The organism is Corallococcus sp. AB049A (assembly GCF_003668885.1).
GTDB classification, from domain to species: Bacteria; Myxococcota; Myxococcia; order Myxococcales; family Myxococcaceae; genus Corallococcus; species Corallococcus interemptor.
The window spans coordinates 1-19,368 of sequence record NZ_RAWL01000141.1; the positions used below are offsets into that span (position 1 = coordinate 1).

General features: G+C 72.8%; 15 protein-coding genes. All 15 read left to right on the forward strand.

Going from position 1 to position 19,368, the window contains the following annotated elements; genetic code table 11:
• Window positions 1–276: hypothetical protein (locus tag D7X55_RS43380; protein ID WP_199746994.1), on the forward strand; the 276-nt coding region annotated here is incomplete at its 5' end.
• The gene (locus D7X55_RS17105; RefSeq protein WP_121723609.1) at window positions 273–1,469 is read left to right on the forward strand and encodes a DUF4255 domain-containing protein; all 1,197 of its coding nucleotides are present in this window, start codon (window positions 273–275) and stop codon (window positions 1,467–1,469) included. The genes D7X55_RS43380 and D7X55_RS17105, both read left to right, overlap by 4 nt.
• Entirely contained in the window at window positions 1,466–3,457 is a 1,992-nt protein-coding gene (locus D7X55_RS17110) for an ATP-binding protein (protein WP_121723610.1), read from the forward strand. The genes D7X55_RS17105 and D7X55_RS17110 overlap by 4 nt, the downstream gene beginning before the upstream one ends.
• On the forward strand, window positions 3,454–3,729 hold the full coding sequence (locus tag D7X55_RS17115; RefSeq protein ID WP_120549477.1) for a hypothetical protein: 276 nt from the start codon (window positions 3,454–3,456) through the stop codon (window positions 3,727–3,729). Before D7X55_RS17110 ends, D7X55_RS17115 begins: the two co-directional genes overlap by 4 nt.
• Window positions 3,726–4,364, forward strand: coding sequence for a hypothetical protein (locus D7X55_RS17120; protein ID WP_120549478.1), 639 nt, complete (start codon window positions 3,726–3,728; stop codon window positions 4,362–4,364). Before D7X55_RS17115 ends, D7X55_RS17120 begins: the two co-directional genes overlap by 4 nt.
• Before the next feature lie 7 nt (window positions 4,365–4,371).
• Entirely contained in the window at window positions 4,372–4,662 is a 291-nt protein-coding gene (locus tag D7X55_RS17125; RefSeq protein WP_121723614.1) for a hypothetical protein, read from the forward strand.
• Between the two features lie 6 nt (window positions 4,663–4,668).
• Window positions 4,669–5,811 (forward strand): hypothetical protein, encoded by a 1,143-nt coding sequence (locus D7X55_RS17130; RefSeq protein WP_121723611.1) that lies wholly within the window; start codon window positions 4,669–4,671, stop codon window positions 5,809–5,811.
• Window positions 5,808–6,356, forward strand: coding sequence for a phage baseplate assembly protein V (locus D7X55_RS17135; protein ID WP_120549480.1), 549 nt, complete (start codon window positions 5,808–5,810; stop codon window positions 6,354–6,356). Before D7X55_RS17130 ends, D7X55_RS17135 begins: the two co-directional genes overlap by 4 nt.
• Before the next feature lie 3 nt (window positions 6,357–6,359).
• Window positions 6,360–6,692, forward strand: coding sequence for a hypothetical protein (locus D7X55_RS17140; protein WP_120549481.1), 333 nt, complete (start codon window positions 6,360–6,362; stop codon window positions 6,690–6,692).
• 1 nt (window position 6,693) lies between these two features.
• The gene (locus D7X55_RS17145) at window positions 6,694–7,050 is read left to right on the forward strand and encodes a GPW/gp25 family protein (RefSeq protein WP_120549482.1); all 357 of its coding nucleotides are present in this window, start codon (window positions 6,694–6,696) and stop codon (window positions 7,048–7,050) included.
• Between the two features lie 2 nt (window positions 7,051–7,052).
• Window positions 7,053–9,614 (forward strand): putative baseplate assembly protein, encoded by a 2,562-nt coding sequence (locus tag D7X55_RS17150; protein WP_121723615.1) that lies wholly within the window; start codon window positions 7,053–7,055, stop codon window positions 9,612–9,614.
• A complete protein-coding gene (locus D7X55_RS17155; protein WP_199746995.1) occupies window positions 9,611–12,184 on the forward strand; it encodes a putative baseplate assembly protein in 2,574 nt (857 codons plus the stop codon). Before D7X55_RS17150 ends, D7X55_RS17155 begins: the two co-directional genes overlap by 4 nt.
• Window positions 12,181–14,388, forward strand: a complete 2,208-nt coding sequence (locus tag D7X55_RS17160; protein ID WP_121723612.1) for a phage tail protein — start codon at window positions 12,181–12,183, stop codon at window positions 14,386–14,388. Before D7X55_RS17155 ends, D7X55_RS17160 begins: the two co-directional genes overlap by 4 nt.
• Window positions 14,389–14,397: 9 nt before the next feature.
• Window positions 14,398–18,912, forward strand: a complete 4,515-nt coding sequence (locus D7X55_RS17165; protein WP_121723613.1) for a DUF6519 domain-containing protein — start codon at window positions 14,398–14,400, stop codon at window positions 18,910–18,912.
• Between the two features lie 46 nt (window positions 18,913–18,958).
• Window positions 18,959–19,368: DUF4157 domain-containing protein (locus D7X55_RS17170; protein ID WP_199746996.1), on the forward strand; the 410-nt coding region annotated here is incomplete at its 3' end.

Below are 19,368 nucleotides of genomic sequence, written 5' to 3' on the forward strand. Positions count from 1 at the left end.
GTGCGCGCCCGCGGTGCGGATGCCCCCGAGCGAGGCGCGGAGTTCCCGGCGGCCGCGCGGGTGCCTTCGTTCCCGGTCCAGGCGGAGCGCGGGGGCTCCGCGCACGGCGTCCAGGCTCTGGAGAGCGCACCCGCGCCCGTGGTGCAGGTGACCATCGGCCGCATCGAGGTGCGGGCCGTCACACCGCCCGCCCCCGCGAGACCGGCTCCGGCGCGCACCTCGCCTTCGTTGTCGCTCGACGAATACCTGCGGCGCCGCAACGGAGGGGGGCGATGAGCAACGCGCTGTCCATCGCGGCGGTCACCGCCACGCTGCGCACCCTGCTGTTCAACCACATCCAGGGCGAGACGCCGGACATCGACGTCACGACGCTGCCGCCGGACAAGGCGCGCGACAGCGAGGCGACGAACCATCAGCTCAACCTCTTCCTCTTCCAGGTGAGCCACAACGCGGCCCTGCGCAACATGGAGCTGCCCACGCCGGGGCGGACGAACGAGGGGGGCTTCCCACCGCTCGCGCTGCGGCTGGGCTACATGCTCACCGCGTACGCCCCGGCCGACGACGACATCGCCAGCCACTCGCTGCTCGGCAGGGCGATGCTCGTGCTCCACGACCACGCGGTGCTGGGCCCGGAGGAGATCCGCACCGCCCTGACTGGCAACGACCTGTACAAGCAGGTGGAGCGCGTGCGCCTCACGCCGGAGACGCTGTCCCTGGAGGACGTCTCCAAGCTGTGGACGGCCTTCCAGACGCAGTACCGCATCTCCGTCGTCTACCAGGTGTCCGCCGTCCTCATCGAGAGCACGAGGGCCCAGCGCGCGCCGCTGCCCGTGCTGACCAGCCGCATCTCCGCGCGGGCGGGCCTCCCCGCGCCCTTCCCGGTGCTGGAGGGCGTCCTCCCGGCGGACCCGTACACGGGAGCGCGGCTGGGGGAGACGGTGGTCCTCCAGGGGACGAACCTCGCCGGGGACCTGGTGCGCGTGCGCTTCAACCACCCGCAGTGGACGGCGCCCGTGGAGGTCGCGGCCTCGGACCTCACCGCCGCGCGGCTCTCCGTGGTCCTCCCCAACGACGCGGTGGCCTGGCCCGCGGGCATGTATTCCGTGGCCGCCGTCATCCAGCGTGGGAGCGATCCGGTCCGCACCACCAATGCGCTGCCGCTGGCGCTGGCCCCGCGCATCACCAGCGCCGCCGTGTCGCCCCGGGCCCCGGACGGCTCGGTGACGCTCACCGTCCACTTCGAGCCTCAAGCGCGGGTGGAGCAGCGCGTGTCCCTGCTGCTCGGCGAGCGCGAGGTGCCCGCTCCCGCGCGCGTGGGCCCGGTGGGGACGCTGGCCTTCAGCGTGCCGGATGCGCCCACGGGTGAGCACTACGTGCGGGTGCGCGTGGATGGCGTGGACTCGCTGCGCGTGGACCGCAGCGTGTCGCCGCCGGTGTTCGACCCCTCGCAGCGGGTGGTCCTGCCATGAGCGCGCCCTTGCCGGAGGCGCGGTGGCCGCAGGCCAACCAGCGCCACCTCACCGCGGCGCTGGGCGTGGTGCGGGCGCACCTGTCGCGGCACGCGCGGGCCTCCGGAGCGGCCGTGCCCGAGGGCGCGGACGACGTGGACGCGGCCCGCGCGGCGCTCGCCGGGGCGCAGGCCTCGATGCCCGCGCCTCCCGCGCTGGACGTGCTGGTGGCGGCCTTCGGGCTGTCCTCCTTCGAGCGCGACGTGCTGCTGTGCTGCGCGGGCGTGGAGCTGGACTCGGGCTTCGGCGCGGTGTGCGCCAGCGCGCAGGGCGATCCGCGCCGCGCCTTCGCCACCTTCGGCCTGGCGCTCGTGGCGCTGCCGGACGCCCACTGGAGCGCGCTCACCCCGGTGGCTCCGCTGCGCCGCTGGGAGCTCGTCACCGTGATGCCCGGGGAGGGGCTGACCCACGGCGCGCTGCGCGTCGACGAGCGCGTGCTGCACTACCTGGCCGGGCTGTCGTACCTGGACCGGCGGTTGCGCGACCTCGTGTCCCCGGTGCCCCCGGCCGCCGCGCTGCCTGCCTCGCACGAGGCGCTGGTGGGCCGCATCCAGCGCGCGTGGGAGCAGGGCCCGGGCCTGGACGGCGGCCTGGTGGTGCAGCTGTGCGGCCCGGAGGCGGAGGGCGCGCAGGCCGTCGCCTCCGCCGCGTGCGCCGCGCTGGGGCTCACCCTGCATACCCTCCGGGCGTCGCACCTGCCCGCGCCGCTGGAGGAGCGCGCGGCGCTCGGCCGGCTGTGGGAGCGCGAGGCCCTGCTGGCCGGCAGCGGCCTGCTGCTGGAGTGTGATGACGCGGCGGGCGCCGAGGGGCTGCGCGCCGCGGCCTCCTTCGCCGAGCGTGCCGAGGGGCTCGTCCTCCTCTCCACCCGCGAGCCCCTGCGGCTGCGCGGCCGGCCGGTGCTGCACCTGGACGTGCGGCGGCCCACCCGCGAGGAGCAGCGCGTGCTGTGGCACCAGGCGCTCGGGCCCGCCTCGGAGCGGGTGAACGGGGCGCTGGAGCGCGTCGTGTCCCAGTTCGACCTGTCCATGCGCTCCATCCGCGCCGCGGGCGCCGAGGTGCGCCAGGTGGCCGGCGACGCGGACGGCGCTCCGGCGGGGGAGGCGCTGTGGTCCGCGTGCCGGCTCCAGGCGCGCCCCGGGCTGGAGGACCTGGCCCAGCGCATCGAGCCCTCCGCCGGCTGGGACGACCTGGTGCTGCCCGAGCTCCAGAAGACGCTGCTGCGGCAGGTGGCCGCGTGCGTGCGGCAGCGCGTGCGCGTGTACGAGACGTGGGGCTTCGCGGCGCAGGGCTCCCGCGGCCTGGGCATCAGCGCGCTGTTCTCCGGCGCCAGCGGCACGGGCAAGACGATGGCGGCCGAGGTGCTGGCGCGCGAGCTGGGGCTGGACCTGTTCCGCATCGACCTGTCGCAGGTGGTCAGCAAGTACATTGGCGAGACGGAGAAGAACCTGCGCCGCGTGTTCGAGGCCGCGCAGGAGGGCGGCGCCATCCTGCTGTTCGACGAGGCGGACGCCCTCTTCGGCAAGCGCACCGAGGTGAAGGACAGCCACGACCGCTACGCCAACATCGAGGTCAGCTACCTCTTGCAGCAGATGGAGGCGTACAGCGGCCTGGCCATCCTCACCACGAACATGAAGGACGCGCTGGACACCGCGTTCCTCCGCCGCCTGCGCTTCGTGGTGCAGTTCCCGTTCCCGGACTCCGCCCAGCGCGCGGAGATCTGGCGCCGCATGTTCCCGCCGTCCGCGCCCACCGAGTCGCTGGAGGTGGCGCGGCTGGCGCGGCTGAGCGTCACGGGCGGCAACATCCGCACCATCGCCCTCAACGCCGCCTTCCTGGCCGCGGACGCCGGAGAGCCCGTGCGCATGGCGCACCTGCAGCGCGCGGTGCGCGCCGAGTTCAGCAAGTTGGACAAGCCCTTGGCGGAAGCCGAGATCGCGGGGTGGGTATGAGGCCGCAACGCATCGCGCTGCACATCGACGAGCTGGTGCTGCACGGCGTGCCGTCCGCGCACCGCCACCGGGTGGGCGAGGCCGTGCGCGAGGAGCTGTCCCGGCTGCTGGCCGAGCAGGGCCTGCCGTCCGGCGTGGACGCCGCCGCCCTGGCGTCGCGGCTGGACGTGGGCGCCATCTCCGTGACGCCCGGGGCCTCGCCGGAGGCGACGGGCGCGAGCGTGGCCCGGGCCGTGTACTCGGGCCTGGCGGGAGGAGGCCAGGGACGATGAGCACCTTCCCCCGCACCCCGCGCACGCAGCGCGGCGCCATCATTGGCTTGGACCCGATGAACCCCGTCTCCAGCGTCGTCGTGTTCCAGTACAACCCGGACACGATGACGCGGACGCTGCAGCCCCAGATGGCGGGCGACAGCGGCGACCGCACGGAGGCGCAGCGCCTCAAGGGCCCGCCCATCGAAACCATCAAGCTGGACGTGGAGATCGACGCCACGGACCAGCTCGAGTCGGCCAACGCCGTCGCCACCAGCCTGGGCATCTACCCGCAGCTGTCGGCGCTGGAGATGCTCGTCTATCCGAAGACGGCGCAGGTGCTCCTCAACTCCACGCTGATGAAGACGGGCGTGCTCGAGGTGCTTCCCAACGTGGCCACCCTGACGCTGTTCGTCTGGGGGCCCAAGCGCGTGGTGCCGGTGAAGCTCACGGAGTTCTCCATCACCGAGGAGGCCTACGATCCGTCGCTCAACCCCATCCGGGCCCGGGTGTCCCTGGCGCTGCGGGTGCTCACGTACAACGACCTGCCCGTGACGCATCCGGGCTTCGCCCTCTTCTTCTCCCACCAGGTCATCAAGGAGGCCATGGCCGTCGTTGGCAGCGTCAGTGGCGCTGCCGGCGCGCTGCCGAGGTGACCCGCCCATGTTCGAACCCACCAGCCGCTACGCCTCGCTGGAGACCGTGACGCTCACCCTGCCGGATGGGCGGGTGGTCGCGTACAAGCGCCGCCGCTTCCTGCCGTCCGGACAGGAGATGCGGCTGCTGGCCGAGGTCACCGTCACGGAAGGGGACCGCCTGGACCTGCTGACGGCCCGCACGCTGGGAGACCCGGAGCAGTTCTGGCGCGTGTGTGACGCCAACGACGTGCTCAACCCGTTCGACGTCATGGAGGAGCCGGGGGCGGTGGTCCGCATCGCCATGCCGGAGTTCTGAGCGACCATGGGACTGCTGGGCGTCAACCTCCTGCTGATGGTGGGTCCGGCGGTGCCGGTGCCCGCGCCGCAGCCGCTCGTCGAGGCGCTGCAGGGCGTGGAGGTCACCCACAACGACGAGGGCCGCTCCGGCTTCCAGCTCACCTTCAGCGTGGGCCGCGCGGGACCGCTGAGCCTGGTGGACTTCGGGCTTTTGTCCAACCCGCTGCTGCAGCCCTTCAACCGCGTGGTGCTGGTGGTGACGTTCAACGTGGTGCCGCAGGTGCTCTTCGACGGCGTCATCACCCACCGGCAGCTCACGCCGTCCGAGCAGCCCGGAGCCTCCACGCTCACCGTCACCGGCGAGGACGTGAGCACGATGATGGACCTGGAGCAGAAGGTCCACGAGCACCCCGCGCAGGTGGAGCCCATCATCGCCGCGCGGCTCATCCTCGGGTACTCGAAGTACCAGCTGCTGCCCACGGTGCTGCCGCCGCCCACGCTGGACGTGCCGCTGCCGGTGGTGCGCTCGCCGGTGTTCCGGGGCACGGACTACGCGTACCTCCAGGAGATGGCCCGCCGCTTCGGCTACGTCTTCTACGTGGAGCCGGGCCCGGCGCCGCTGATGAACAAGGCGTACTGGGGCCCGCCCATCCGCACCGGCGTCCCGCAGCCGGCGCTGTCGGTGAACATGGGCGCGCAGACCAACGTGGACTCCATCAGCTTCCAGTACAACGCGCTGGAGGCCACCACCGTGTCCGGCAAGGCGATGGTGTTCGGCAGGGCCATCCCGGTGGAGACGTTCATCAGCACGCGCCTGCCGCCGCTGGCGGCGATGCCCGCGGTGCTGGTGCACCAGCCGAACGTGCGCAAGACGCTGCTGGAGGTGCCGGACGGCACCAGCTACGTGGCCGCCTACGCCCAGGCGCAGGCCATGACGGACGCGTCCACGGACAAGGTGCTCACCGCCTCGGGCGAACTGAATGCCCTGCGCTACGGCAACCTCCTGCGCCCCCGCGGGCTCGTGGGCGTGCGCGGGGTGGGGTGGACGCACGACGGCTTCTACTACGTGAAGAACGTCACGCACTCCATCCGCGTCGGCGAATACAAACAGCGCTTCACCCTCACGCGCGAGGGGCTCGGGGCGCTCACACCGGTGGTGCCTCCATGAGCACGTACTACGGGAAATACCGCGGCGAGGTGGTCAACAACATCGACCCGCTGATGCAGGGCCGCGTCCAGGTGAAGGTGCCCTCCGTGCTGGGCGACAGCCAGCTCTCCTGGGCCATGCCCTGCCTGCCCTATGGCGGCAGGAGCGTGGGCTTCTTCGCCGTGCCGCCCACGGGGGCCAAGGTCTGGGTGGAGTTCGAGCGCGGCGACCCGAACTACCCCATCTGGGCCGGCTGCTTCTGGGGCGAGGGCGAGGCTCCCGCCCAGCCCGCCGTGCCCCAGATGAAGGTGTGGAAGACGGATGGCATCACCCTCACGCTGAGCGACATGCCCGGCGCGGGCGGGCTCACGATTGAAGTGAGCCCTCCGGTGGTGGCCATGCCGCTGAAGGCCGTCTTCAACTCGCAGGGCATCGAGCTGTCCCAGGGCGGCACGACGAAGGCGGTGCTGAGCGCCACCGGCATCGAGCTGTCGTTCGGCGCGGCCAACGTGAAGCTCGGCCCCACGGGCGTCAACATCAACAACGGCGCGCTCGAGGTGATGTGAGCCATGCCTGGATTCCTCCTCCACGTCGGCGCCACGGTGATGTGCCCCCACGCGGGCCAGGTGCAGGTCTCCCCCGGCAACCCGCGGGTGAAGGTGGGCGGCCAGCCGGTGGCCACCCTGGCGGACATGTACATGGTGTCCGGCTGCCCGATTCCGCCGAACCCGCCTCCCGGTCCGTGCCTCCAGGTGAAGTGGCTGGTGCCCGCGGTCCGGGTCCGCGTGGGGGGACAGCCCGTCATCCTCCAGTCCAGCTCGGGCCTGACGTTCACGGTGACGCAGGCGCCCGCGGGCCCGCCGCAGGTCGTGATGACCCAAGTCCGGGTGAAGGGGACCTGACATGCAGATCGGCTTTCCGTTCCGCATTGATGGACGTGGCCGCACGGCCGACGCGGACCTGGACACGCACGTGCGGCACCTCATTGAGCAGGTGCTGTTCACCGCGCCCGGCGAGCGGGTGAACCGGCCCACGTTCGGCACGGGCCTGTCGCAGCTCGTCTTCGCGCCCAACAGCGGGGAGCTGGCCACCGCCACCCAGTTCCTGGTGCAGGGCGCGCTTCAACAATTCCTGGGAGACCTCATCCAGGTGGAGGCCGTGGACGTGCTCAGCGTGGAAGGCACGCTGCAGGTGACGGTGCGGTACGTGGTGCGCCGCACCCAGCAGCGCCAGGTGGCGCAGTGGTCCCGGGGGACGTGACCATGGGCGAGCGCTACGTCTGCAAGAGTGAGCGGCGGCGCCAGCTCGTCGCGGCCCCGGGCTCCGGGTTCAACGGCATCGACTACCTGGAGGTGCTGGACGCCGAGGCCACCGCGCTGGGCGTGGAGCGCCAGAAGACCCTCTGGGTGCACTTCTTCAAGGAGCTGCCCGGCGCCCTCACCGCCGACAACGTCACGATTGAAGGCGGGGTGCGCCTGAAGGAGGTGGGCGTGGTGTGGGCGCACCGCCTGGACCAGATCCCGGCGGGCACGGACGGCGGAGCGTGGAGCGCGGAGCAGGCGCGGCCGGACGCGCGCGAGTGGCTGGTGGTGCGCACGGACTCCGTGGGGGACTTCTCCACGTACGCGCTCGCGCTGCGCCGCTCGCTGGCGGACACGGTGCCGCCGGACGGCTTCGACGCGCCGCTGTCCCGGGTGGAGTTCACCTTCAAGGTGGAGTGCCCCAGCGAGTTCGACTGCGCGCCCCCCCGGGTGGGGCCGCCTCCGCCGGGCGAGGACCCGCAGATCGACTACCTCACCCGCGACTTCTCCAGCTTCCGGCGGCTGTTGCTGGACCGGCTGTCGCAGGTGTCTCCGCAGTGGCAGGAGCGCAACGCGGCGGACCTGGGCGTGGCGCTGGTGGAGGTGATGGCCTACGCGGCCGACTCCTTGAGCTACTACCAGGACGCGGCGGCCACCGAGGCGTACCTGGGCACCGCGCGCAGGCGCACCTCCGTGCGGCGCCACGCGCGGCTCTTGGACTACCCCATGCACGACGGCTGCAACGCCCGGGCGTGGGTGACGGTGGAGGTGATGGAGGGCGCGGACGGCCTGGAGCTGAAGGGGCCCACGGAGAAGACGCCGGGGACGACGTTCCTCACCACCACCACGGCCGGGCCCCGGGTGCTGGATGAGGCCCAGCTCGCCGTCGCGCTGAGCGAGGGGGCCGAGGTCTTCGAGTCCCTGCACGACGTCCGCGTCTATTGGAAGCACGGCGAGCTGCGCTTCCACACGTGGGGCGAGGACAAGTGCTGCCTGCCCGAGGGCGCCACCGCCGCCACGCTGCTCAACACGGACGACGCGCTGAAGAAGCTCGCGGTGGGGCAGGTGCTCCTCCTGGAAGAGGTGCGCAGCGCCACCACGGGCCGGGTGGAGGACGCGGACCCGTCCCGCCGCCACGCCGTGCGGCTCACGAAGGTGACCTTCACCGAGGACCCGCTCCTGAAGCAGCAGGTGGTGGAGATCGAGTGGGGCTCGGAGGACGCGCTGCCCTTCGAGCTGTGCCTGTGGGAGGTGGAGGTGCCGGCCCCCACGCTCACGGGCGAGGGCGGCGGAGGACCCGCGCCGGGCAAGAAGGCGCCGGTGAGCGTGGCGCGCGGCAACGTGGTGCTGGTGGACCACGGGCGCACCGTGCACGGCGAGAAGCTGCTGGCCGTGCCCGCCGAGGGGCGCTACCGGCCCCGGCTGGCGCGCGGTCCGCTGACGCAGGCGGGGCGGGCGCCGGACGGGCGGCGGGCGGTGGACCCCAGGGCCTCCGCGGCGGCGGCCATGCGCTGGGACATGGAGGACGTGCTGCCGGCCGTCTGGCTGGAGGAGAAGCAGAGCCGGCGCGCGTGGACGCCGCGCCGCACGCTGCTCAACAGCGGGCGCTTCAGCCGGGAGGTGGTGGCGGAGGTGGAGGAGGACGGCCGCGCGCGGCTGCGCTTTGGCGACAACGTGCTGGGCGAGCGCCCCCCCGCCGCGGACACGCTGCTGGCCACCTACCGCATCGGCAATGGCACGGCGGGCAACGTGGGCGCGGAGTCCATCTCCCGGCTGTACCACCCGGCGGGAGGCGACTGGCGCAACGCCGTGCTGCGCGTGCGCAACCCGCTGCCCGCCACGGGCGGCGCGGAGCCGGAGTCGCTGGCGCAGGTGCGCATCAACGCGCCGCAGGCCTTCCGCGTGCAGCAGCGCGCGGTGACGGAGGCGGACTACGCGGAGGTGGCCCGGCGCCACCCCGAGGTCCAGCACGCGGTGGGCAGCCTCCGGTGGACGGGCAGCTGGCACACCATGTTCGTCACCGTGGACCGCAAGGGCGGGCGCCCCGTGGACGCGGCCTTCTCCGGCGCGCTGACCACCTTCCTGGAGCGCTTCCGGCTGGCGGGCTACGACCTGCGCATCGAGGCGCCCCTCTTCGTGCCGCTCGACATCGTGATGACGGTGTGCGTGCAGCCGGGCTTCCTCGCCAGCAACGTGAAGGCGGCCCTGCTGGAGGTCTTCAGCAACCGGGATTTGCCGGACGGGCGGCGCGGCTTCTTCCACCCGGACCAGTTCACCTTCGGCCAGCCCGTGTACCTCAGCCGCATCGTCGCCGCCGCCATGGCGGTGCCCGGCGTGGCGTGGGTGGACACCGAGGAGGCCGCGTCCAAGCCCAACCGCTTCCGCCGGTGGGGGCAGGTGTCTCGCGGTGAGTGGACGGAGGGGCTCATCACCATGGAGCGGCTGGAGATCGCCCGGCTCGACAACGACCCGAGCCAGCCGGAGAACGGGAAGCTCGACTTCCAGATGCAGGGGGGCCTGTGAGCACGCCAGTGACAGGCGCGGGTGACGACTGCGCGGCCTGCGCGGAGGACGGCTCCGCCGAGCCGTCGCCGCTGTACAACCGCCCGGGACAGCGCGCGCTCGCGTACCGCATCGGCACGCACGCCAGCTTCTTCCAGCGCATGCTGGCGCGGCTTCCTCGCGAGGCCCTGCCGGATGGCGACTTCGCCGGCTCGCGCCCGCTGGCCGCGCTCACCACGCGCAGCCCCGAGGATCCGGCCGTCGCGCTGCTGGACGCGTGGGCCACCGCGGCGGACGTGCTGACCTTCTACCAGGAGCGCATCGCCAACGAGGGCTTCCTGCGCACCGCCACGGAGCGCCGCTCCGTGCTCGAGCTGGCGCGGGAGGTGGGCTACGAGCTGAAGCCGGGCGTGGCCGCCAGCACGTACCTGGCCTTCACGGTGGAGACGGCGCCCGGCTCGCCCGCGTCCGTCCAGGTGGCGAAGGGCGTGCAGGTGCTCAGCATCCCCGGGCAGGACGAGCGCCCGCAGACCTTCGAGACGGTGGAGGCGCTGGAGGCTCGCGCCGCGTGGAACGAGCTGCGCCCGCGCCAGACGACGCCGCAGGACTTCTCCACCACCACGAAGACGCTCTACCTCCAGGGGCTCCAGACGGGCCTCCAGGTGGGCGACGCGCTGCTGCTGGTGGGCCCCGAGCGGGAGCAGTCCCCCGGCAGCGAGCGGTGGGATCTGCGCATCGTCCTGGGGACCACGCTGGTGACGGACCCCGAGGACCCGGCGCGCAGCCACACCGTGGTGACCTGGGAGCATGCGCTGGGCAGCCAGTCGCCCGCGGTGCAGCCTTCGTCGAACCCCCGCGCCTACGTGCTGCGGCTGCGCGCGAACCTCTTCGGCTACAACGCCGCTGACTTCAAGCTGCTGCCGGAGCAGATCCGGGCGCTCTTCAAGAAGAAGCGGGAGGATCCGATCCCCACGGGGGAGTGGCCGGACTTCCACATCCAGACCACCGCCGAGCGCCAGTTCGACCTGGACCGTGAGTACCCGTCGCTCGTCGCCGGCAGCTGGGTGGTGCTGCGGAAGGCCAGCTACGTGGAGCTGTACCGCATCCAGGAGTCCAAGCCCGTCGCGCGCGTGGACTTCGGCCTCACCGGGCGGGTGACGCGGCTCCAGGTGGATGCGCTGGAGCACCTGTCCTGGTTCCCGCTGCGCGGCACCACGGTGCTGGCCCAGAGCGAGGAGCTGCCGCTGGCGGAGAAGCCGCTCACCGCGCCGGTGGGCGGGAGCACCGTGTTGCTGGACCGGGAGGTGAAGGGGCTCACGGCGGGGCATGTCCTGCTGGTGGAGGGACAGGGCACCGCGGACCCGGGCGGCGCGCCGGTGCGCGAGAGGGCCGTCGTCGCGAGCACGGCGAAGAGCGGCTCCAGCACGCTGCTGGTGCTGCAGCAGCCGCTGGCCCACGAGTACGTGCGCGCCACGGTGCGCATCTACGCCAACGTGGTGAAGGCCACGCACGGCGAGACGGTGACGGAGGTGCTGGGCAGCGGGGACGGCTCGCGCAAGAACCAGCGCTTCACGCTGAAGAAGCCGCCGCTCACGTATGTGGCCGCGGCCACCGCCACGGGCGGAGAGAGCACGCTGGAGGTGCGCGTCAACGGCGTGCGCTGGGACGAGGTGCCCACGCTGTTCGGCCAGGGCCCGCGCAGCCAGGTGTACATGGTGCGGCACGAGGACGACGGCACCGTGGCCCTGACCTTCGGCGACGGCGTAGCCGGCGCGCGCCTGCCCCCGGGCCAGGAGAACGTGGTGGCGGTGTACCGCTCCGGCATCGGTCCGGAGGGGGAGGTGGACCCGGGCCAGCTCGCGCTCCTGCGGGTGCGGCCGCTGGGCATCCGCGCCGTCACCAATCCCCAGGACGCCACCGGCGCCGCGGCCCCCGAGTCCCGGGACGATGCGCGAGCACACGCCCCCGCGTCGGTGCTGACGCTGGAGCGGGTGGTGTCGCTCCAGGACTACGAGGACTTCGCCTCCACGTTCGCCGGCATCGGCAAGGCGCAGGCCGCGGACCTGACCAATGGGGAGCGCATCCTCGTGCACCTCACCGTCGCCTCGCAGAAGGGCGGCTCGGTGGACGCGGGCACCCCGCTGCATGAGTCCCTGGTGGGCGCGCTCACGAAGCTGCACGACCCGGTGCGGGAGTTCGCCGTGGCCTCGAACCAGTCCTTCGAGCGCATCCCCTTCAACCTGAAGGCGAAGCTGCGGGTGGACCCGCGCTACCTGGCCGAGGACGTGAAGGCGAAGGTGGAGGCGGCGCTGCGGACGGCCTTCTCCTTCGAGAGGCGGAGCTTTGGCCAGGCGGTGAGCGCCGCGGAGGTCATCCAGGTGATGCAGGACGTGCAGGGCGTGGTGATGGTGGACCTGGACGCCCTGTACCCCACGGGCAGGCCGCAGGCGCTGGCGCCGCTGCTGAGGGCGCTCCGGGCCCGGTGGCCCCAGGCGCCGGCCGCGCCGGGCACGCCCGTCCAGCCGCTGCCCGCCCAGCTCCTGCTTCTGGATGAGGCACCCGCGGGCGTGGTGCTGGAGGTGATTCCATGAGCGCGGCTCCGCGGGACCGGCTCTACCGGCTGCTGCCGGCCGTCTACCGCAGCCGGGACGCGCTACAGGGCGAGCCGCTGCGCGCGCTGCTCGCCATCATCGAGCGCGAGATGCAGGCCGTCGAGGAGGACGTCGGCCAGCTGCACGACAACTGGTTCATCGAGACGTGCCAGGAGTGGGTGGTGCCGTACATCGGCGACCTGCTCGGGGTGCGGGACCTCATCCCGGTGGCCCCGTCGCTGTTCAGCCAGCGCGCCTACGTGGCCAACACGCTGGCGTACCGGCGGCGCAAGGGGACCGCGGCGATGCTGGAGCAGCTCGCGCGCGACGTGACGGGCTGGCCGGCGCACGTGGTGGAGTTCTTCCAGCACGTGGGCACCACGCAGCACGTCAACCATGTCCGTCCGCACGCGCTGCGCACCCCGGACCTGCGCGACGCCAACGCGCTGGAATGGGTGAGCACGCCCTTCGAGGACGCCCTGCGCACCGTGGACGTGCGCCACATCGACAACGGGCGGGGCAAGCACAACCTGGCGAACGTGGGGGTCTTCCTGTGGCGGCTGGAGGCGTACCCGGTGGAGGGGGCGCCCGCCGCCGCGGTGGTGCCCGGCTCCGAGCCCGGCGTGGACGGGCCGGGCTTCTTCCGCTTCAGCGTGCTGGGCAACGACACGCCGCTGTTCAACCCGCAGCAGTCGGAGACGGCCATCACGACGCTGTCGGGGGAGATCCACGTGCCCGGCCGGCTGCGCCGCCGTCCGCTGTTCGACGAGCTGGAGGCCCGCCGGGTGGCGCTGGCGCGGGGCGAGTCGCCCGAGGAGCTGTACTTCGGCGCGGCGCCACCCTTCACCCTGTTCCTGTCCAACGGCTCCGCGGCGCTCGAACCGGAGAAGCTGTTGCTGTGCGACCTGTCCACCTGGCACCGGCCGCCGGATCACCTCACGTACAAGGACGCGGATGGCAACGACGTGGAGATGCCCATCCTCGCCGGGGTGGACCCCGTCACCGGCCGCATCGCGTTCGCGGCCGGCAAGGCGCCGGACTTCCTCCACGCGACCTGGTCGTATGGCTTCAGCAGCGAGGTGGGGGGCGGCTTCTATGACCGGCAGGACACGCTGCCCCCCGCCGAACAGCGCGCCGTGTACCGCGTCTCGAACACGGCCCCGCACTCGCACGCGACCGTGGGCGACGCGCTCATCGCCTGGTGGCAGGACCTGAACGCGGGGGCGGCCCGGGCGCGGGACGCGCTCATCGAGATCGAGAACAGCGGCCTCCACGGCTTCGATCAGCTCCACGTGCCGGCCGGCGTGAAGCTGGAGCTGCGGGCCGCCAACCTCCAGCGCCCGGTGCTGGACGTGCCCGGCGCCCCGTGCGTGGTGCGGCTGGACGCGGGCGCGCAGGCGGTGCTCAACGGCGTCATCGTGCGGGGCGGCAGCCTGGACGTGCGCGCGGGGGACGATGCCTCCCTGGCGCTCCGGCACTGCACGCTCGTGCCCGGGCTCGCGCTGAGGCCGGATGGCTCGCCAGCGGACCCGGCGGCACCCAGCCTCACCCTCCGGGGCGCGGGCGTGGGCTCGTGCGCGGTGTCGCTGGTCCGGTGCATCACGGGCCCGCTCATCGCGGGACAGGCGACGCGGCTCCACGTGGAGGACTCCATCGTGGACGGCCTGGGGGGCCCGGCGCTCGGGGCGCTGCCGGAGGAGGCGGAGGCGCTCGGCGAGGAGCCGCCGCCCCCGGCTTCCGTGGACAGCGGAGCCGCGGGCCGGCTGACGGTGGTGGCGAGCACGGTGCTGGGAGACGTGGAGGCCACGGTGCTGGAGCTGGCCAGCGACACGCTCTTCACCGGGCGGATCGACGTGGTGCAGCGGCAGAAGGGGTGCATGCGCTTCAGCCACGTTCCGGCGGCCTCGCATGTGCCCACGCGCTTCCGCTGCCAGCCCGCCTACGCGGAGGACGCTCCGGCGGACGTGAAGGAGGAGGTGGAGCGGCGCGTGTGGCCCGTCTTCACCTCCCTGCGGTACGGCGACCCCGGCTACTGCCAGCTGCTGGTGGACGCGGATGAGGGCATCCGCCGGGGCGCCAGTGATGAAGGCGAGATGGGCGTTTTCCACCACCTGCAACAACCCCAGCGCGAGGCCAACCTGCGCGCCAGCTTGAAGGACTACCTGCGCTTCGGACTCGAGGCGGGGATCTTCTTCGTCACCTGAGGAGACGCCATGAAGGGCGATTTCAGCCGGAACACCTTCCGGCCCGCGAAGCACTACTCCGGCGTTCGCATGCAGCAGGGCCGGGTGCAGCTCGACGCGGACTGGAATGAGCAGATCGACATCCAGTCGCACCTGGATGAGACGACGGAGGCGGACGTCATTGGCCGTGCGGGAGGGCCCCTGGAGGCGGGCACGCCCGTGAACGAGACGGGCTTCGCCCTCTACCTGCAGGGGGGCCTGCCCTGGGTGCGCCATGGGCGCTACTACGTGGACGGCATCCTCTGCGAGAACGAGGCCGACACGCCGGTGCTCGCCCAGGAGGACCTGCCGGGCCTCACCCTGCCTGGCGAGAACGGCACGTACCTGTTCTACCTGGACGTGTGGCGGCGCCACCTGACGGCGCTGGAGGAGCCTTCGCTGCGCGAGGTGGCGCTCGGCGGTCCGGACACGGCCACGCGCACGCGCACCGTGTGGCAGGTGAAGTGGCTGCGGGTCACCGGCGCGGACCTGACGAAGGCGTGCGAGGCGTTCGGCACGCCCGCGTGGACCCCGGCGCCGCTGACGAGCACCGGGCAGCTGGCCGCGCGCGCCCAGCCGGAGGAGGGCAGCGCGGACCCGTGCGTGGTGCCGGCCGGCGCGGGCTACCGGCGGCTGGAGAACCAGCTCTACCGGGTGGAGGTCCACGACGCGGGCTCCGCGGATGGCGCGGCCACCTTCAAGTGGTCGCGGGACAACGGCGTGCTGGCCAGCCGCGTGAAGTCCGTGGACACGGCGCTGCGCCTCATCACCGTGGACGCGCCGGGCAAGGACGCCTACCGGCGCTTCATGCCCAACCAGTGGATCGAGCTCACCGACGAGGGGCGCGTCCTGCGCGGAGAGCCCGGCGTGCTGCTCCAGATCGACAGCGTGACGGGCCCGCGGCTGACGGTGAAGACGTGGCCCGTGGGGACGCCGTCCACGGGCGCGCTCACGGTGCGCGCCTGGGACACCGTGTCCTCCAATGGCGTCCTGAAGGTGGCCACCGACGCCACTCCCGCGACGCCCGCCACGAAGGACTGGATCACCCTGGAGAGCGGCATCCAGGTGCTGTTCAAGCCGGGGACCTACCGCACCGGGGACTACTGGCTCATCCCCGCGCGCACCGTGCTGGGGGACGTGGAGTGGCCGCGTGACGGCGCGAACAACCCGAGGTTCGAGGCCCGTCACGGCACCGAGCACCACTACTGCGCGCTGGCCATGCTCGAGCGCACGGGAGGCGCGGAGCCCGTCTGGTCCGTGATGCACGACTGCCGCCGCCTGTTCCCGCCGCTCACCCAGCTCAAGGCGCTGCTCTACGCGGGCGGAGACGGGCAGGAGGCGATGCCGGGCCAGTGGCTGGCGCGGCCGCTGCGCGCGGGCGTGTTCAACGGGCAGGTGCCGGTGGCGGGCGCGAGCGTGCGCTTCACCGTGCTGACGGGGGAGGGCAACGGCGTGCTCGCCACCGAGCCGGGGGCTGGCGCGACGGCGGCGGCGCTCACCGTCACCACCGGCGCGAACGGCATCGCCGAGGTGTACTGGCGGCCGGATGACACGGGGTGGACCACCGACAGCATCCGCTACAGCCAGCGGGTGGAGGCGCGGCTGCTGGATCAGGACGGCAGCGAGATGCATGGCCCCATCCGCTACGGCGCCAGCCTGAGCGTGGCCAGCCACGTGGCCTACCACCACGGCTGCGCCAACCTGAGCGAGGCGAAGACCGTCCAGGAGGCGCTGGACACGCTGTGCAACCAGCTGGAGCTGTCCTACGAGGGCGGCGACGGGCAGGAGGTGCTGCCGGGACGGGCGCTGGATCAGCCGCTGCGCGTGGGCGTGGCGCGCCACCAGCTGCCGGTGGGCGGCCAGACGGTGCGCTTCACGACGACGACGGGGCAGCTGTCGCTGGATGGCGTCACGTACAGCGCGCAGGAGGTGGTCGCCACCACGGGGGCGACGGGCGACCTGCTCGGCATCGCGCAGGTGTACTGGCGGCCGGACGGCAACGTGGAGGCTCCGGCCACGCAGCAGGTGCGGGCGCGGCTGGAGCTGGAGGGCCAGCCCGTGCACCTGCCGCTGGTGTTCACCGCGAGGCTGAGCCTGGCGCGCCTCGTGGGCTACTCGCCCGGCTGCGACAACCTGGGCGGCGCGCAGACGGTGCAGGAGGCGCTGGACACGCTGTGCAACCAGTTGGAGCTGTCCTACGTCGGCGGGGACGCGCAGGAGGCGATGCCCGGGGAGCCGCTGCCGCTGCCGCTGCGCGTGGGCGTGGCGCGGCACCAGCGGCCGGTGGGCGGGGCCACGGTGCGCTTCACGGCGGAGTCCGGCGAGCTGTCGCTCAACAACGACACGGGCTGGGACAAGGAGGTGGTCGCCACCACGAAGCTGGACGGCACGCTGTTGGGCGTGGCCCAGGTGTACTGGCGGCCGGATGGCAACATCGAGGCCCCCGACACCCAGGAGGTCGTGGCCCGGCTGGAGGTGGGCACGAAGGTGGTGCACCTGCCCGTGCGCTTCACCGCGCACCTGAGCCGCGCCAGGGCCGTGGCCTACCAGCCAGGGGCGTGCTCCACGCTGGCGGGCGCCTCCACCGTGCAGGAGGCGCTGGACACGCTGTGCAGCGTGCGCTCGTTCCGCTACGTGGGGGGGGACGGGCAGCAGGCGCCCCGCGGACAGCTGCTGCCATCACCGCTGGAGGTGGCGGTGGTCTCCGGCGAGACGCCGGTGTCCTGGGCGCTCGTGCGCTTCCGCATCACCACGGGCAACGCCGGTGATGCGCTGCTGCGCCGGGGGGATGACCCCAAGCAGGCGGGCATGGTGCTCGACGTCCCCACGGATGCCGCGGGCGTGGCCCGCGTGAGCTGGAAGCTGGATGCCCAGAACCCCACGCAGCGCGTGGAGGCCGTGCTGCTGGACAGCGCGGGCCAGCCCTCCGCGGTGCCGCCCCTGCACTTCACGGCCAGCATCGCCGAGAGCGCGGGCGATGATGGCTCGCTGCGGATCACGGAGATCGCGTGGGCCAACCCACAGATCGCCCAACTGGTGAACAACGGCGCGTACACGTTCTGGCGCGAGATGTTCAGCCCGGGCATTCGTCTCACCTGCAGTGATCGACTGCAGGTGCATGACTCGCTGCCCCCATTCGTCGTCTCGATGCAGGTGGACGTGCCCTATCCCTTCACCACGACGGACCTGACCTACTGGAGAGACACCTGGAGCAGATTCGGCATGGGGAACATGCCCGGTTTCATCGGCTACCAGACCTTCACCCTCATCGGGACCGCGAGGACCGATGGCAACATCCTCCTCTGGATGCCTGCTCCTGTGACCACGAACTGGCTCAACGCGCTGACGGGCATTGCGTATACCAACGGCGTGCGGGTGCGGCTGGTCGTCAAGGGGGGCTTCATCCGCTCCGCGGATGGGACCCGGCTCCTGGATGGCGAGGTCATCTCCCAGTCCAGCACCAATCCGTTCGGTATCGGGCTGCCCAACGCGGGCGATGGGCGGCGGGGCGGTGACTTCGAGCTGTTCTTCACCCTGTTCCCCAGCATCATCGGCGTCGGACCCATCACGGGCGGCACGGGCGGTGTGGTGACGCTCCCCCACACGACGTTGCCGGGGACGCCGCCGCTCGCCGGTCCGGCCCCGGGACGGCTGGCGGCCGGGCCCACGGCCTCGAAGCCGCGCACGTTCACCGGGCTGAAGCAGGCCTGGGGCATGGCGCGCGACCTGAAGCGGGCGGAGCTGCTGGTGGCGGACACGGCCGCCAACGCGCTGGTGCGCTTCGACCTGAAGGCGGAGGAGGGCGCGAAGCCGCTGGTCACCGCCGGCGAGGGGCTGGAGGCGCCCAGCGCGCTCGTGCTGGACGCGGAGCGCGACGAGGTGTTCGTCGCCAACAGCGGCGGCGATTCCGTCTCCGTCTTCCGGCGCGACGCGAAGGGCCACCTCGTGCCGGCGCGGACGCTGTCGGGCCGCAAGACGGGCCTGTCCGGGCCGGTGGGGCTGGCGCTGGACCCTCGCCACCAGGCGCTCTTCGTGGCCGGCTCGGGGCGCACGCTGCTGGGGCCCACGACGGGGGCGCGGGCCGTGAAGGCGGCCTTCCTCTGCGTGTTCGACGTGGACGCCAGCGGCGACGTGGCGCCCCGGCGGCGGTGGACGGGCGAGCAGCTCGAGCTCAGCAGGGCGGCGGGCTTGACGGTGGACGTGGAGCGGCGGGAGCTCTTCGTCGCCGACGCGGGCGCGGATGCCGTCGCCGTGTTCTCGCTGGATGCGCTGCTCTCGGACGAGGCCGGGGTGAAGCCGCTGCGCGTGCTCAAGGGCAAGCGCACGGCGCTGGGCCAGCCGGTGGCCCTGTCGCTGGATGCGCAGGGACAGGAGCTGTGGGTGGCCAACGCGCGCTCGGGTGAGGTGACGGTGTACGCGCGCGACGCCCAGGGAGACGTGGCACCGGTGCGCACGGTGGAGGTGCCGGGCGAACCGGGCAAGGGACTGCGAGGCGTGCTGGCGTAGCGCGGGAGGCGCAGGCGTGGCGGCTCGGGCCAGGACGAAGGCAACGGTGAAGCCCACGGCCCCCGCCACGAGGGCCCGGGCCCCGGTGCGCCCGAAGCCGGCCTCGGCCGCTCTGGTCCCCCAGGTGCAGCCGGCGCTGGAGTCGCCGGGGCAGGCCCTGGAGCCGGGCACGCGCGCGGACATGGAGGCGCGCTTCGGGCACGACTTCAGCCAGGTGCGCGTGCACACGGACGGGCGGGCTGCCTCGGCGGCGAAGGACCTCCAGTCGCTGGCCTTCACGCACGGGCAGGACATCGTGTTCGCGGCGGGGCAGTACTCGCCGCGCACGCCCGCCGGGATGCGGCTGCTCGCGCACGAGCTGGCGCACACGGTCCAGCAGCGCGGCGCGCCGCGGACGGCCCAGGGCTTCACCGAGGTGAGCCGGCCCGGGGCGCCGCTGGAGCGCGAGGCCGAGTC

Excerpts from the sequence above, each read along its gene's own strand:
- D7X55_RS17105 (WP_121723609.1), top strand. The coding sequence starts at position 273 with ATGAGCAACGCGCTGTCCATCGCGGCGGTCACCGCCACGCTGCGCACC.
- D7X55_RS17110 (WP_121723610.1), top strand. The coding sequence starts at position 1,466 with ATGAGCGCGCCCTTGCCGGAGGCGCGGTGGCCGCAGGCCAACCAGCGC.
- D7X55_RS17115 (WP_120549477.1), top strand. The coding sequence starts at position 3,454 with ATGAGGCCGCAACGCATCGCGCTGCACATCGACGAGCTGGTGCTGCAC.
- D7X55_RS17120 (WP_120549478.1), top strand. The coding sequence starts at position 3,726 with ATGAGCACCTTCCCCCGCACCCCGCGCACGCAGCGCGGCGCCATCATT.
- D7X55_RS17125 (WP_121723614.1), top strand. The coding sequence starts at position 4,372 with ATGTTCGAACCCACCAGCCGCTACGCCTCGCTGGAGACCGTGACGCTC.
- D7X55_RS17130 (WP_121723611.1), top strand. The coding sequence starts at position 4,669 with ATGGGACTGCTGGGCGTCAACCTCCTGCTGATGGTGGGTCCGGCGGTG.
- D7X55_RS17135 (WP_120549480.1), top strand. The coding sequence starts at position 5,808 with ATGAGCACGTACTACGGGAAATACCGCGGCGAGGTGGTCAACAACATC.
- D7X55_RS17140 (WP_120549481.1), top strand. The coding sequence starts at position 6,360 with ATGCCTGGATTCCTCCTCCACGTCGGCGCCACGGTGATGTGCCCCCAC.
- D7X55_RS17145 (WP_120549482.1), top strand. The coding sequence starts at position 6,694 with ATGCAGATCGGCTTTCCGTTCCGCATTGATGGACGTGGCCGCACGGCC.
- D7X55_RS17150 (WP_121723615.1), top strand. The coding sequence starts at position 7,053 with ATGGGCGAGCGCTACGTCTGCAAGAGTGAGCGGCGGCGCCAGCTCGTC.
- D7X55_RS17160 (WP_121723612.1), top strand. The coding sequence starts at position 12,181 with ATGAGCGCGGCTCCGCGGGACCGGCTCTACCGGCTGCTGCCGGCCGTC.
- D7X55_RS17165 (WP_121723613.1), top strand. The coding sequence starts at position 14,398 with ATGAAGGGCGATTTCAGCCGGAACACCTTCCGGCCCGCGAAGCACTAC.